The sequence below is a fragment of the Pedobacter sp. genome (genome assembly GCF_040513095.1).
Classification (GTDB): Bacteria; Bacteroidota; Bacteroidia; order Sphingobacteriales; family Sphingobacteriaceae; genus Pedobacter.
In genome coordinates, this window is record NZ_JBEVDX010000042.1 from 25,834 (window position 1) to 41,361 (window position 15,528).

The window sequence follows — 15,528 nt, forward strand, 5'->3', positions numbered from 1 at the left end:
TTATCTCTTGAATTTATCCCAAATCACCGGGAACAGTGTTTTCATCCACAACTTAAAAAATGCCTCCGGTGCATGTGTGGGAAAGTGGTGCTTGATGAAGGCCATGTATTCTTTATACGCCAGCCCCTTCGGGCTTTTCAGGTAGCTGATCCTTTCTTTGAGGCTTGCCTTACCTGATTTCCAGTTGTTGCCATGGTCGTCAATACAGCTGCCCAGTACTCCGGGCATCACCACAGCTTTAAAACCAGCCTTTTTAGCTTTCATGGTATAGTCAAAGTCGGCGATGCTGTGTGTATACATGTCTGATAAAATACCTACCCGCTCCACGATTTCGCGTGGAACCATCATGATATTCGCATTGGCAAGGTCGCACTCCACATATTCGGTTTCACTGTAGGCTGTGTAATTCTGTACTTTGTTCTGGTTATACAGCAACCTGCCTCCATAGGAGATCTCGTTGTTATGGTCTATGGTACTGCCTATAGCAAGCGCATTGGGCTCTGTACCATACACATCATAGTATTTCAGCAGTTTTTTGATCGCATCCTTTTCCAGTAAAGTATCATCATTCAGCAGGAGGTAATAATCCGGATCGGCTTTTAAAGCTTCAGTCCAGGAGTTGCGCATTCCACCCGCCCAAAAGAGCTGACCGCTGCCCTTAAAGACATTTACCTGGGGATATTGCTCACGCAATGCTTCCCGGGTACCGTCAGATGAATTGTCATCTGTTAAAAAGACAGAAAGCGCAGTGCCCTCAGGTAAGGCCTGTTCAAACAGGCTCTCCAGACAAGTCAGCGTTTTGTCTTTGCGGTTAAAGGTGGCCAGTAATACAGCTATCGTCATAATGCAGCTTTTGGTATAAATTTGATTTTCTTTGCCCGTTTCCGCAGCGCGCGGTAATAACTCACAACGTAATATTCCAGACGCATAGATACCGGCATATAGGGAATACCAAGTGTAGATTTAACGGTTTTCAGGTACACCTCATCAGATAAGCCAAAACCATAGTCAGGCATCGTATTTACCAGAGTCTGGTAAAGGCGGGCCAGCCCGTAGGTTTTTTCAGATGGCAGGTGCCAGATCGTAACTTCAGGATCTGTTTTTTCCACATTGCGGTAAAACACCGGGTTGGTCCAGATCCGTTTCAGCAAATCTGTCCGCGGACTGGCTTTAAAGCCGTTTTTATAGTAGATATAACTCAGTGTCTGTGCTTCCTCATTAAACTTGGGTAAGCCGGCTTCATACCTTCGCATCAGTTCAGGCCAAAGCTCCAGGAAGTCACTGAAAATAGTATTGATATTTTTTACACTGGCAAGGAAAAATTCGCCCAGGTGATAACCCGGAATTTCGTTCACCGGTTTACCTGATAAATCCTCATAAAGATGTTTCATGTCTACCCTGCTCAGCCCGTGGATCACCAGCTCAGTAGTACAGGCATCTTCAAAGGAGATAAAGCCATTGTTGGCCGTAGCTTCGGTAAAGAGTTCCTCAGCTGGTTTCGTAAAGATACAGTCAGAGTCTACGATGAGATACTTGTCCTCCGGATTTTGGTTATGATTTACAATGTACTCCAGGATAGAAAACTCATAAAACTGGTTCTGGAAAAGGTTAAAGTAGCCTTTTGGGGTTTTATACTTAAAGTCCGTAAAGATCACCTCCACTCCCAGCTCATCGAGCATCACCTGCACACTTTTTCCATCTACCTCAGGTAAAACATTCACGTTGGTAAAAAGCAGGTGTTTCTGTGTTTTGTTGAAACGTTTACTGGTGGCATAAAACAATACCAGGCAGCGCCAGTAAATATTCTGATGTTTTTGTCCGGATGATTTCTCACCGGTCTGCGGATAGATACTTTCTTCTCCTTTTACATCCGCACAAAGCCAGGTACATATATAATTCATAGTCGTTAATTGAGCTATTTAGGGTTTGACAATTCGTAATCTTTTATTCTTCTTTTGTTCACCTGGTAACGCGGGTGCACTTCTTCAAATTCTACTTCTTCAACATCATCTTCCATCTCCCCATCGCCCGGCTCATCTTCGGTTTCTGCTGCCGGTGCACGCTCCAGGTAATACAGGCAAAGACCTACGTGGCCCCAGAATACAAATGGAAGCACGTAACTGAAGGAGAAAATCAGGCCCGCCAGTGAGAAAGCAATCAGGATAATTGATTCCTGGCTCAGGCGTTTACTAAAGGCTTTAAAAGCCAGGTATAACAGGTAAAAATATTTGAGGATCAGGCCCAGAAAGCCATGATAAAATAACATCTCCATATACCCTTCGTGAAAGTGCTGTCCGGATTTCGCCGGCCACCAGTCTACCAGCGGGTTTTTCATTTCAAAACCTTCGAAAGTCCAGCCAAAGAAGGGCCGTTCCAGCACCATCGGGAAATACGTGCGGCGCTGATCGTCGCGGAACTTGCCCGTACCGTCCTCTCTGGTCGGATCCAGGATCTCACTAAATCTTTCTCCCATAAAATCCAGAAAGCCCGGAAAAACCTGTGATACCACAAAGACCGTAAGAGCCAGCAGTACAATAGCCCCCAGTCCTACCCTAACAAGTTTAGACATGCCAAGCAAGTGGTTTCTCATGCTCATCAGCATGTATACCCCAAGAGAGAACAAGGCAGAAGCCCATACCGAGCGGTGCTGATGAACCAGGATCACCACAAAACAGAAGATGAACAACCCAAGGTGTTTCATTTTTCCGAGTTTCAGAAACTGGTTCAGGTACCATAACAAAGGCAGGATCATCATAAAGATAGACCTGGCATGGATAATCCTGCTATCTCCGGAAAAAGGACCGTAATCATCCATTGTTACCTGTTCAAGACTGAAAGAGAAGCCTCTTCCATATACCACCATGAAGGCGATGTACAGAACAATATAAAATTTGGCCAGAAACTCCAGCAGGTCAAGGTCAAGCGTACGGCATACCGCCTTTATATAAATCACATAGCAGACGGGGAACAGTACACTAAACATAGTAAGCTGCTGAAATACAGACCCATAATTGATCATGGAATCAAATACCAGCCTTACCAGCATAAAAGTCATCAGCCCTATATAAATCTGCTCGTTTCTTTTCAGGTTACGGAAATTATACAGCACAAAACCAAAGATGGCCAGGCTCAGCAGTTTCTCGTACATCAGCACGATTACCGATACCGGCATCACCATCCATGAAAAAATATTCTCCATCAGCAGATAGGTGAAGAAGACTACGAGGAGTTCCTTCACATAAAATTGATAGTTGAATATTTTAACAATACGGTTCATCAGATCATTTTTTTAATCCTGCGGTATACCTTAGGAACTATATGCGTTAACTGGAGCGTACTTAGCAAATTGTTGAGCATAATCACCTTCAGGCTGTTGCGGTCGTCTATCCATTTGATAGGTTTCTCGCCCTGCAGGTACATACTCTGGAAGATCTCTTCTTTCTCGGGAATAATTGCACGGTAGATTTCGGCCTTTTTGTCTACAAGTTCCTTATTGATATAACCCAGGTGTTTCAGGCGGAAGTTGGTGCCGCGTTTGAGCCCTTTAATTCCCTTTACGTTTGGCGAATCGATGATCAGGTTCTGGAAATGGCCATCCGGATGTTCACGCCACATAATACGGTCGTGGCCCGACGAATAGTTTAGCCTGTACCATGATCCGGCGAAATGTTCGCGGTCGATGAAATGGAACCTGCGGAAGGCAAACTTGTTCACAAACTTGCTGCTCATCAGTTTATCAAAATGCGCACGGGTAAGTCCGGGTTCAAATATCTCGTCAATATCCAGCCACAGGCACCAGTCGGGCTTGCGCATACGGGCACGCTCATACATCAGGTTCTTGTCCCTGCCCTCATTGTAACCTTCCGTACGGATGATATCCACAACTTTAGGATGAGCTTTGAGCGCTTCATAAGTACCGTCTGTAGATCCGTTATCAAGCACTACAATTTCATCTGCCAGTTTCTCGAAACAGTCCAACCATTCTTTAACGAAGAACATTCCGTCCTTTACACGGAGCATAACTACTAATTTAGCCATAGACCTACTATTGGTTAATAATACTTTGTTTGTTAAAATTTATTTTAAATACCGATGATAACATCGAGGTAACGTCATTTCTCAGGGCATTGTCCAGCAGCAGGATCAGTCCTGCAAAGAAGACTGCAAAACTGCCACCGTTCAGCAGGATTTTAATGATATACATCTTTTCCGGGATCACCATGGTGTACAGGACATTGAAACCCCATCCCCCCAGTGCAGAAACAGGGATGATCATAGCCCATAACATAAGCGAGCGGCTCATCAGCTGCATATTCAGGAAGCCCAGTTTATAAAGCCTCACACTGAAAAAGATAAAATCGATTAGGATATTCAGCGTGATCATCGTAACCATCAGTCCTACCAGCCCGTATGCTTTAGTAACAAAATAATACAGCACCCCTGAAACAATGCCTTTCAGTATATTGATAAAGCTGTTCATTTTGATATCCCCGAGTGCATAACCCATATTGGCCATAAAATAACCCAGCAGGTCAAAAAAGAAATTACCTATCAAAAGATACACTATAGTATTACCGGCATACTTCCCTTCGCCTGTCCAGGCAGTTATCAGACTATGGTAATTGAGGATGAAACACAGTGCGATAAAGATGGCAGCATAGGTGTAATATTTAAACTGCGTATCGATCAGGTTTTTAATGCCCTCAGTATCCCCTTTTCCGTTGGCGTGAGAGATTACCGGCATCAGGGCTACCGAATGCCTGCCGATGAGCGATTGCGTCATCTGGATAGGTCTTTTATTGATCTCAAAAACCGTGATCATTGCCGGGTTTACAAACCTGGCCAGCACAATCATGTCCATACTGGCTGCAAATCCACCGATAATTCGGGATACCGAGGTAAAAGAGAAGATCTTGATAAATTTTTTGAAATGCGTACCATCAAAAATGATGGATAACTTTTCGCGGTTCAGCACTTTTTTGAGTGCGGTAAAATTAAAAACGTTGATGTACAGCGCCCGGGTCAGGTTAGAAGCTGCAATGGAGATTACACCAAAGCCAAGGTACAATAACACTACATTTGTGATCAGAAACAGGAAGTTCGCTGTCAGTGAGCCTATTGCTACCGGAGCTGAATTATGCATACCCTGATTGATTCCCGACAGGCTAAACGAGACCAGGGACATACCGGTGGCAATTATAGATACCAGCAGTGCAACCTGCAAACCATCATATTTTGAAACATCCTTATTGATAATCGTCCCTATTAAAAAATAAAACACAAAACCTGCAATGACAGATATAGCCAGGATGCCGGCAGAGGCCGATAATCCGGAGCCTATGGTCAGTCCGATTTCCCTGTCAGAGTTCTGACCGCGCAGCTGTGCAATCTTTTGTTGCAGCACATCTCCAACACCAGGATCGGCAAGAGTCATCCAGGCAAGTATATTGCCTGTAGCGAGCCACAGGCCCAGGGTAGAAGAGTCAATTCTTTTCAGGTAAAGCGGCAGCAAAATGACAGAATTGATAATGTTTGTGATCACATATCCGTACTGAAAAATGAAGTTCCACTTTAATATTTTTTTGTTCATTATTTACCGTTGTCGATGCTGATACGCTTCTGGTCATAAGACCCGCCATATACTGTTCCCGATCCGTATCCGTATCCATAACTGTTTGTGCCAAATCCCCTTGGCGCAACAGCATTAAAGATAATGGCCGGATTAGGCAGGTTATTCAATTTAATATTTTCATCAATCCGCTGTACAAATGCCTTAGGCGTATAGGCATGGCGCACAACGTATAGGGTAGCATCACAAAACTGCGCCAGCGTATAGGCATCAGATACCGGTCCTACCGGAGGCACATCAAGTACAATATAATCGAAGTGCTCATCAAGATAGTTCAGCAGCTCCTCTGTTTTATCGCTCAGGATCAGTTCCGAAGGATCCATTGGCAATGCGCCTGTCAGTAACAGCGACAGATTATCATTTTGTCCGGATGGGACAATCGCCTGTGCGGCACTTATTGTTCCCTGCAGGTATTCAGTAATACCAACAGTTTGTTTGATGTTGAATTTGCGGTGCAGCGTAGGATTGTTCAGGTCGAAATCCAGCAAAGCCACCTTTTTCCCTGTCATCGCCAAACTGATAGCCAGGTTAGAGGCTACAAAACTTTTGCCCTCACCAGAGATCGCAGAAGTAACCATAACGCGTTTATGCGTAGTGCTTACACCCAGGTATCTCAGCGTGGTACGCAATGCCCTGAACTGCTCAGCAATCAAAGTACGTTCCTGCCCGCCCATTACAATCGCGCGGTTAGCTTTATCTGTAGTGATCTCAGCAATCACAGGTAATCTTGTTAAATTCTCAATATCGCTCTGGAACATTACATTCCTGCGTAATCCTTCTTTGGCAGTAACAAAGCCAAGGCCTAAGATTCCTGCGCCAAATAAAGCAGCCAGGTAAATCATTTTTCTTTTCGGGCTAACCGGAAATTCAGACGCTTCAGCATTGTTCACAATTTTACTTCCTGACCCGTTAGAGATGTAGGATAGTGCAGTTTCTTCTTTTTTCTGCAACAGGAAAGTATAAATATTGCTCTTGATCTGTTGCTGTCTGCTGATATCAACTACTTTCCGTTCTTTTTCGGGCATACTTTGCAGTGCCGATGAATAGTTACTTGTAGTTGAAGACAGGTTTCTGCGGCTGGCTTCCAGGCTTGCACGCTGGTTCTGCAGGTTTTGAACAATCTGTGGTTTGATTTTATCAATCTGGTCTATATACGACACGTACATCGGGTTGTTCTCTCCCGTAGTTTTTTTCAGGCTCTCTGCATTCAGCTGCAGTTCATAGATGTTTTTAACCATCTGGCTCAGTCCGGGATCATTTACCCCCACGGTTGATGGCACCACGCCATTTGCAAGATTGTTTGAACGGACAGATTTCTCTACCTGGTCCAGTACAGAAAGCTGCATATTGATTTCACCAACCTTCTGGTCATTGTTGCTTACATTTTCAAGGTATAATTTTCCTTGTGTACCTACGTCTACAGCACCTTCAACAGCACGGTAGTTCTGCAGGTTGCTCTCAATAGCCAAAAGTTCGCTTTGGACCCCTGTTAAACGTTGTGTAATAAAATCCATCGTATTGGAGGCCAGACGGTTTTGTTCTTCAACAGCCATATTGGTGTATACCTTCAGCACATCATCCAGAATGGCTTCTGCCCTGTCCGGATCCTCGTCAGTCAGTGTTACATTCAAAATGGTAGAAAGCTTATTGGCTTCTACCACCTTCAATCTTGAACTAAGCGTCGCAGCTACCTTTTTCTCAGGGATCAGCGAGAAAAAGAAAGTTCCTGTCCGCTGCAAGGTTTTGTTGTGCGTGTTCATCATGAACATCAGCGTCCCGTATGGGGTTTTCACCCAGCTGTTCAGGGGATAATATTTGCCACCGAAAGTTACGGCAGACTGAGCAAATGTAAATTCAACCGGTTCGGTTGATTTAACCGATTTAGGATCTTTTGCAACAATTTGTACCGGGGAGTTAGTGTAGGCGATTTTTTTTGAAAGCGATGATTTGGTAAATACCGGTGCATACAGCGACAGGTTTTCTACAACCTTATACAGGATAGGGTTTGACATGATCATTTCCCTTTCGTTGTCGATTGTTTTCTTCGGCGTGGTAATCTGCATCGGCGCATCGGTTTTAGCCTCCTCAGCACCTTTCTTTTCATTGATCATGATCCGGGCTGTCGCTTCGTACAACGGAGCAGTCATCTGCAAATAAAGCCATGAACCTGCAATTGCCACCACAAACAGGATAGCAAACAGGGGCCAGTAAGGCAATAATTTAAAGACCATATTCCCACCCTGCTCTGTTGCTGCCGGTGGTGCTTGTGCCTCTGACGTTTTTCTGATCAATTTCATCTCTTTTATCGTGCTATACGGTCAATAATGATCGCACCAAATGACAGTGCGCTTAAAATTATCGGCAGCAGCTGCGACGTTCGGGTAGAACCTGCAACCTTTGCTTTATTGGTTTCAACGTAAACTATATCATTTGACTTCAGGTAATAGTATTCAGACTCGAAGATTTCACTGGAGTTCAGGTTGATCCTTTTGATCTTTTTCACGCCGTCCTCTTCACGGATAATCATTACATTATCTTTTCTGCCATAGATAGTGATATCACCTGCAAGGCCAAGTGCCTCCAGCAGGGAAATTTTTTCACTGGGCACATTCACTACTGATGGTCTCGAAACCTCTCCCAGTACAGAAACTTTAAAGTTCAGCTGGCGGACGATGACAATAGGATCTACCAGCAGTTTTCTGCCAACAAGTTCGTTGGTAATCTTCAGGCGTAGTTCGTTTGTGGTAAGGCCTTCAATTTTCAGGTCTCCCAAAACAGGAAACTGGATCATACCCTGTTCGTTTACCAGGTATCCCGGAGAGCTCAGGTTAATACCGCCTAAACCAGTGCTGCTTACATAAGAATTATTTGGTTTATTAAAAATTTCTGTTGCTGCGGGGTTTAAACTGGTTACTGCAATACTCAGCAGGTCATTGGCCTGTATCACGTTCTTGGATGGAATATTGGCTGATTTCAGGACTGCATCCTGCTGATCTGCGAAGTAAACTGTCTTTTTAGAACTTGCACAGGAGCTAAGTAACATTTCAGAGCAGATGATCACTAAAAGTGTAAGCGCCGTTCCGCGAGCGCTGAGTTTGAATCCTTTGAACATGAGTAGAATTAGTTTATGCAATTTCCTATGCCATAATCAGGCCTTTTTTTTGCCATTTCAAAAATTATGCTAGTCTCCCGGTCTACTCAAAATTGTGATCTCAATTCTTGCATTTTGTAAAAAAACTCCTTCTAAATGCATTGAGCGGTCTTTATTCCGAAGGGTGGTATCCATCAACCTGATCAGCACGGAACAAATCCCCCCATTGTGAGTAAAATTGAGTAAATTATTAAACTGCGGTTCTGAAAAAATAAATCAACTTATTTTAAAATTTCCTTAAAAAGTATAATATCTTTTCAATATCCCGCAAATTTTCAGCACATTATGGTGTGTACTTTACACACTTTCCATGTCTTAAAAATAGTACGATGGCCACAAATCGGGTAATTTTAGTCGCTAACCCCAACTTTCAGGTTGTTGTTTCTCCCACCTGCATAATTCAGGAAACCAATGTTCAGGCGCAGCAAAACTTTAACAATAACGAGTGTCGTTATATATACAAAGATAAATTTAACGATAAACCAGGGAAGGAATACAGCAATGTCAAGGCTGAAGGTATTGATGTTAAATTTCGCAAGGGCTTTCAACAAAAATACCAGCAGGGCCAGCGCAAACATATGGTAAAGATAAATGCCAAATGTTTCCTTACGGGGATTCATCCATTTCGAAACGACAGGTTGATCAAACAGCCGCATCATAGTGATAAATGCCATTACTGAGTAGAGCTGATTACTGATCCGCAGTATACTAAGCGGTTCATTGAAACCATTGCGCCACATGGAAACAGATTCCAGGCTGCTCAGGATATACAGGAGCACACATCCTGCAATTAGATTGCTGACAGGGATTTTGCGGATATAACGCGCAAGGTTAGCACGGGCGATGTAGTAGCCAAGCCAGAGATAAAGGATAAATCCAAAAAGCGCATGTACATGCGACTGGGCATTTACAGAATAGGCAAAATACCAGGTATGCCCCAGCGTAACCAGCAGGAGAAAGATCCCGAAATATTTATTGTCAAGGTATTTCCTGAAGCACATGATCACAACAAGGGAAAGCCAGTAGCTGGGCAAAAACCATAAAGCTGAGTTTAAAAACATATCAACTATGTAGGCACCTAAACTCAGGTCTCCCGGCATGTGCATCACATACGATTTAAACATAAACAGCAGCACAATCCCTGCAAAGGCGAAAATATAAGGCAGGAAGGTAGATATCATCCTCCTTTTGAAATATTCCAGCGGAGGCTCCGTATGGATCTTGCCGGCAAGCAGAAATCCCGAGATCATGAAAAAACAAATGACCCCAAACTTAAAGAAATCCATAAAAAACAGGAATACCGGAACATTATCCAGCATCAGGTAATTGGTGCCGCCGGCAAATCCCGGGGTATGTGCCCAGATGATGCCAACCATACTGATCATCCTGATCCAGTCTACAAAGGCGTAATTCGGTTTTTCCCTGCGTTTCTGCTGGGAATCCGTCCGGGACGCGGTTTCTGCCGACTGAATTGCACTATGAGTTTCCTGCATACCGCTAAAAAGCCAAAAAATAGGCCAGAAAATCGATTGTAAAAGGATTAATACTCAAATAATTAATTAAAAAACTTAAAACTTTATCGATATTTAAACGATTTAGTAGTAACTAGTCTACCGCAAAATGAAAAAAGCATACATCATCCTGGCTCACAAAAACCTCGACCATCTGATCCGCATGGTGGAGCGTTTGGAAGATGGCAACTCCTTCTTTTTTATTCATGTCGACTTAAAAACTGCTCTTCCAAGCAAATATGCCGCGCTTGCCAAACGTAAACATGTTACACTGATCAAGCGGATATCTACCTCATGGGGAGGTTTCAGCCTTGCACAGGCCACCTTAAATGCATTGCAGGATATCAAAGATACCGGCATTGACTTTAAAGCGATCAGCCTGCTGAGCGGACAGGATTACCCTATCAAAAGTAACCCGCAGATAGACCAGTTCCTGAGCAACTCAGAATACAGCGTTTTTCTGGACTATTTTACTTTGCCCAATTATAAACGCTGGGAATCCGGAGGTACCTACCGCTACAGCAAATATTTCTTTGGTATCGACAGATTATCGCTCCTGGTCTCCAAGTTTGTAAACCTGGTGTCCACATACGTTCCTGTTTTGGCGAGAAAATTACCCCCTGATCTCATTCCATACTGCGGATCACAATGGTGGACGATCGATATGTATGCGCTTAACTATATCCTCAACTTTATCAAAGCTCATCCCGACTATGTGAATTTCCACAAATTCACCTTTGCCCCTGACGAGCTTTTCTTTCATATCATCCTTTTGAACGCAACAGATCCAAGGCTCAAAAACAGTATCTGTAAAGATAACCTGCGTTACATTAACTGGGCAAAACTGGACAATGCACATCCGGAAGTTCTCACAGTGAAGGACATGGACGAGCTCTCCAAAACCAACTCGCTCTTTGCAAGGAAATTTGAGGGAGTGCAGGACGAACAAATTCTGGAGCTTATAGACGAGCGCTTGCTGCACATCCACGACGTTCAAAAGTAATCCGCAGCCATTTTTACATGGCCGGGATTACCGGGAGCTGTAATTTTAGCCTATTTCTTTGTAATGATCACCGCAGGTAGCATAGATTCATCTACCGCCGCGCCCCATAAATTCGCATCCCATCCTTCGGGCTTCGCGCTGTTCGGCGATAGCCATGCATTATTCTGGTAATTGGTTTTGTTGTAATATTTCACTTTGTTGGCGGTCACCTTACAGTTAGAGGTTTTCCAGCCGCCAATATCGTTCACATAGATACCCACATTGGTAAACGACTGCTGTTTGCCATAGATTGAGTTGTTTACCATGGTGATATAGCTGCCACCGGAAATGGCCATTCCAAACTGTCCGGGATTAACCAGGATATTATCAGAAGCATAAAGATATGAGCCCCCGTTGTCGCCCAGCATAATACCGCCACCACTTTCACTTGGGCCGCCACCGCGGATCCAGTTACCCTTTACCAGAATCGGACTGGCCGATGTGCCGGCACTTTGATAGAGACTGATGGCATCCTCTGCATAACTTTGCCCGATGATATTCTCGCCCCTGTTATTACTGATGGAACTGCCTGCGCCTTTTACATTGTTAAACTGCACAAACTGGCCCCTTGGAAAAGGGCCCATCATATTCAGAAACTGGTTGTTATTTACTACTATCCCCCCCTGGGTATGATCGGCATATACGCCTGAGCTCACCTTGCTGAAATAATTGTTATCAATGGTGATGTTGTTACAATTATAGAGGTAAACTCCAACGTTGCCGGCATTTGTCAGTTTGTTTCCGGTGATATGAATATTGTAACAATTGGTAAGTTTGATAAGTGGTGCCGATCCCCCGGTAATAAATTTACCGCTGATAGTTATATCATGCTGTCCGTATAAATATATCACGGGTGATGATGTGTAGGCAGGGTCTGTAGCCACTGCCTCAGTATAGGGCGACAAACGCGTCCCCGGGATAGGCGACTCCACACTGCCATTCGGCAAGGTCCATTGCACGGCAAGGTTTCCGCCACCGCCACCCTGCTTGTGCAGTACTTCAATATAGTAGCTCTGGCCCGCCTGTAAAGCTATAGCTTTGGATTTTTGTGAGGCGAATTTCGTCCATTCGCGGCTGTTGTTCCAGCTCAGCGTATAAGCAATCTTAACCTTATTGGCCGGATCCGTATTACCGGAAAGCCAGATCTCCCCTGCGTCATCCGCAGCAATCCAGAAGGTGTAATTTCCGGTTGCAGGTGCAGTGATGTATCCACGGATCCTGTCCCCATAGTTTTCCCCCACATTTACCGGAACTTCCAGCGAGCTGAGCGACGTAGTTGCAGAAGGTGTTTTTGACAGCGTAACCTGGGCTACATCATTGCCGGAAATATTGTTCCAGACCTCTCTTAGTATACTGCCCGTGACTAAACTTTGCGTATTCACCGCTGCGTTTGTACCCGCGGCCATTATAGCCGCGGTATTCTGAACGGGATTAGTGGCAATATCCTTATGACAAGAAATCAGGAGAGGGCTAATTACAGCAGCGGCAAGCAGGGCAGCGTACTGAATTTTTTTGGAGGTTAAGGGAATATTTTTCATTTCACAGGAATTTGAGAGTATCGGGACACATATACGAAAACACATCCAACCTATTGTATTACACTGGATTGTGTGATATTGTTTGTATTTGTAAAAATATAAAAATTAAATCTCAATCCTGCATACTTTTTGCCATACACACTAGCGCCAATACACTTTTCCCTGCCCCGGGCATTCTAAAGCTCAGCAGGTTGCCGGATACAGGGAGGAACAGCAACCGCAACCAGTACCAGGCGCAAAAAAAAGGCCCGAAATCATACAATTTCAGGCCTTATAACTTAGCAATTACATCCAGTCAGGAATATTTATAGTACCGCCGTTCATCAACGGGCGTCTGACTGATACTGTTATTGTATTTCTCCAGTAGCAACCGGTAATCCTCAAGGAGCGTAATATACTTTTTCATCCAGTAGTATTGTTGTCCTCCGGCTTCCGTTGCATTATCCTCTTCAACCGTCTTCTGGCAGGTAGAGCGGTTGGTTAAAAAGTCTTCAGGAAATTCCTGTGAAAAGTCATAATCAATGGCCTGACTAATCGAGTGGATCACAGCAGAAGTCAGGGTTTCCTGTTGAAACCAGTTGTATAACGTCCTTCTGTTTACCTTCATTTTCCTTGACAGTTCGCTGATATTGATGTTCTTCCTCCGAACAGCTAATTCAACTATTTCTCCAGCATTTTGTGAAATCATTTTTTTGACAGTTTTTGTAGATAGTATTAGGGTACAATTATCTGGTTTAGGCCTGTATCTCGCTGACCTCCGTAACAAGCTGATTGTTACTGCGATACTCAGGAATAATTTCCTGCATTTTCTTGATGAGCAAAGCATCATTGTCACCCTCGTTGAGCAGTGACAGTAAGTGGTCTACATGGCTGCAGACATAATGGTAAGGATAAAACATAACATTAGCGATTTTAATTTTCTCGTGATAGGTCGGCAATACAAGTTCCGTATCGTTCAATAATTCTTCGTAAAGTTTTTCCCCTGGCCTCAGGCCGGTAAATAATATTTGGATATCAGAATACGGTAAATATCCTGCCAGTTTGATCATGCTAACCGCCAGATCAAGAATCTTTACGGGCTTGCCCATATCAAAAATAAAAATCTCGCCACCTTTTCCCATCACAGAAGCCTCAAGTACCAGCTGCACAGCCTCATCGATCGTCATAAAGTATCTGTTTATATCCGGATGAGTCACAGTCACAGGGCCGCCGCGTGCAATTTGATTTCTAAAATGTGGAATTACCGACCCATTTGACCCCAATACATTCCCGAACCGGGTAGTAATGAACTTGGTATGTGCTGTGCCGGTTTCCTGCATACTGTGGAGCGACTGAATATAAACTTCTGCAATTCTTTTTGAGGCCCCCATAACGTTGGTAGGGTTGACAGCTTTGTCTGTAGAAATCATCACAAAGTTGTCTACCCCGTAAAGTACCGACAGATCGGCAAGATACCTTGTGCCCAGTATATTTGTACGAATGGCTTCTGCCGGGTTGCTCTCCATCATCGGAACATGTTTTAATGCAGCAGCATGGTACACAACCTCAGGACGCCAACGCTCAAATATTTGCTTTAACCTGTCATAATTGCACATACTGACAATAAAAAACTTACATATACTCCCTTTAAAGTGCTCCCTGATCTCCAGCTGCATATCATGGAGAGGCGTTTCGGCCTGATCACAAAGGATCACCATTGCAGGATCGCAAGCCAGTATCTGCCTTACAATTTCGGAGCCTATCGAGCCGGCAGCACCGCTTACCAGCACACGCTTACCGCTGATGCCCTTGCAAACCCATGTGCGGTCAAGCTTTATGGATTTGCGCTGCAGCAGGTCCTCAATTTTAAATTCCGGCAGTTTGCTGAGGATCAGTTTTCCGTTGAGCCAATGGCTCGAGGCAGGTACTGAAATTACGCGGATACCCTGTTCAATGCAGATTTCTACGGCCCGTTTCCTTCCTTCCATATCCGCACATTGCTCCAGTACAATCATCTTCTGTACGCCAAACTTACTTTTCAGGCCCGGGATCGCGGCAGAACCATAAACCTGTTTCTGCTCTATCATTTTGTTTTTCTTGCTCTGGTGGTCATCAATAAAACCCAGCAGTTTGAAATTGCGCTCCCTCGACGCATCCAGCCCATGTTTAATCAGCAATGAAGAACTGTCTGCTCCATAAATCAGCAGCGCTTCCTTACCAGCCATCTGCAGGTCTTCCAGGTAATGATAGCTGAGCTTAACTGTAATCCGCATTACAACCAGTGCAGTTGCAGAGATAAAAAAATTGATGATCAGAACAGAACTCAGCCAATGGTGGATGATGTTCAGATAGGGCGCCAGGATCAAACCGATGATCAGTTCCGAAAGCAGGCTCACCAGCAGCACCGCGTTAAAAACCCGCCACACATCCACCACACTGCTATACCTCACAATCCCGGTGTGCAGCTTCATCGGAATAAATACAGCAGCAGCAATCAGGTTATAGATACTGAGGCAGATGATGATTTTGCCGGTAAACACCTCCTGAAAATTTACACTTTGCTGGATAAACACCGAGACCAGCACAGCTGTCATTAAAATAAACTGGTCTATGATAAAAACAAGCCATGGCGACCAGATCCGGTCATAAAATGATATTCTTTTCATATCTGATAAATG

General features: G+C 44.2%; 12 protein-coding genes. 1 reads left to right on the forward strand and 11 read right to left on the reverse strand.

Features of this window, described 5'->3' with window-relative positions; all coding sequences use genetic code 11:
- The 8 genes from ABWY16_RS05945 to ABWY16_RS05980 form a co-directional block, all read right to left on the reverse strand.
- The gene (locus ABWY16_RS05945; protein WP_353903730.1) at positions 1 to 843 is read right to left on the reverse strand and encodes a glycosyltransferase family 2 protein; all 843 of its coding nucleotides are present in this window, start codon (positions 841 to 843) and stop codon (positions 1 to 3) included.
- Complete coding sequence (locus ABWY16_RS05950; RefSeq protein WP_353903731.1) at positions 840 to 1,901, reverse strand: hypothetical protein; 1,062 nt, start codon at positions 1,899 to 1,901, stop codon at positions 840 to 842. Before ABWY16_RS05950 ends, ABWY16_RS05945 begins: the two co-directional genes overlap by 4 nt.
- 14 nt (positions 1,902 to 1,915) lie before the next feature.
- Positions 1,916 to 3,277 (reverse strand): O-antigen ligase family protein, encoded by a 1,362-nt coding sequence (locus ABWY16_RS05955; protein WP_353903732.1) that lies wholly within the window; start codon positions 3,275 to 3,277, stop codon positions 1,916 to 1,918.
- Complete coding sequence (locus ABWY16_RS05960; protein ID WP_353903733.1) at positions 3,277 to 4,038, reverse strand: glycosyltransferase; 762 nt, start codon at positions 4,036 to 4,038, stop codon at positions 3,277 to 3,279. The genes ABWY16_RS05955 and ABWY16_RS05960 overlap by 1 nt, the downstream gene beginning before the upstream one ends.
- A 7-nt stretch (positions 4,039 to 4,045) precedes the next feature.
- Positions 4,046 to 5,590, reverse strand: coding sequence for a lipopolysaccharide biosynthesis protein (locus tag ABWY16_RS05965; protein WP_353903734.1), 1,545 nt, complete (start codon positions 5,588 to 5,590; stop codon positions 4,046 to 4,048).
- The gene (locus ABWY16_RS05970) at positions 5,590 to 7,926 is read right to left on the reverse strand and encodes a GumC family protein (protein WP_353903735.1); all 2,337 of its coding nucleotides are present in this window, start codon (positions 7,924 to 7,926) and stop codon (positions 5,590 to 5,592) included. Before ABWY16_RS05970 ends, ABWY16_RS05965 begins: the two co-directional genes overlap by 1 nt.
- 5 nt (positions 7,927 to 7,931) lie before the next feature.
- On the reverse strand, positions 7,932 to 8,741 hold the full coding sequence (locus ABWY16_RS05975) for a polysaccharide biosynthesis/export family protein (protein WP_353903736.1): 810 nt from the start codon (positions 8,739 to 8,741) through the stop codon (positions 7,932 to 7,934).
- A gap of 389 nt (positions 8,742 to 9,130) precedes the next feature.
- A complete protein-coding gene (locus ABWY16_RS05980) occupies positions 9,131 to 10,273 on the reverse strand; it encodes an acyltransferase family protein (RefSeq protein ID WP_353903737.1) in 1,143 nt (380 codons plus the stop codon).
- A 127-nt stretch (positions 10,274 to 10,400) separates the two neighbouring features.
- Here ABWY16_RS05980 and ABWY16_RS05985 point away from each other — a divergent pair, with 127 nt between their 5' ends.
- Positions 10,401 to 11,294, forward strand: a complete 894-nt coding sequence (locus tag ABWY16_RS05985) for a beta-1,6-N-acetylglucosaminyltransferase (protein ID WP_353903738.1) — start codon at positions 10,401 to 10,403, stop codon at positions 11,292 to 11,294.
- Between the two features lie 50 nt (positions 11,295 to 11,344).
- Here ABWY16_RS05985 and ABWY16_RS05990 read toward each other — a convergent pair whose 3' ends face one another.
- The 3 genes from ABWY16_RS05990 to ABWY16_RS06000 all read right to left on the reverse strand — a co-directional run bounded on the left by ABWY16_RS05990 (position 11,345) and on the right by ABWY16_RS06000 (position 15,516).
- Positions 11,345 to 12,871, reverse strand: a complete 1,527-nt coding sequence (locus ABWY16_RS05990; protein WP_353903739.1) for a right-handed parallel beta-helix repeat-containing protein — start codon at positions 12,869 to 12,871, stop codon at positions 11,345 to 11,347.
- A 295-nt stretch (positions 12,872 to 13,166) separates the two neighbouring features.
- On the reverse strand, positions 13,167 to 13,559 hold the full coding sequence (locus tag ABWY16_RS05995) for a helix-turn-helix domain-containing protein (protein WP_353903740.1): 393 nt from the start codon (positions 13,557 to 13,559) through the stop codon (positions 13,167 to 13,169).
- Between the two features lie 46 nt (positions 13,560 to 13,605).
- Complete coding sequence (locus tag ABWY16_RS06000; protein ID WP_353903741.1) at positions 13,606 to 15,516, reverse strand: polysaccharide biosynthesis protein; 1,911 nt, start codon at positions 15,514 to 15,516, stop codon at positions 13,606 to 13,608.
- Between the last annotated feature and the right edge of the window lie 12 nt (positions 15,517 to 15,528).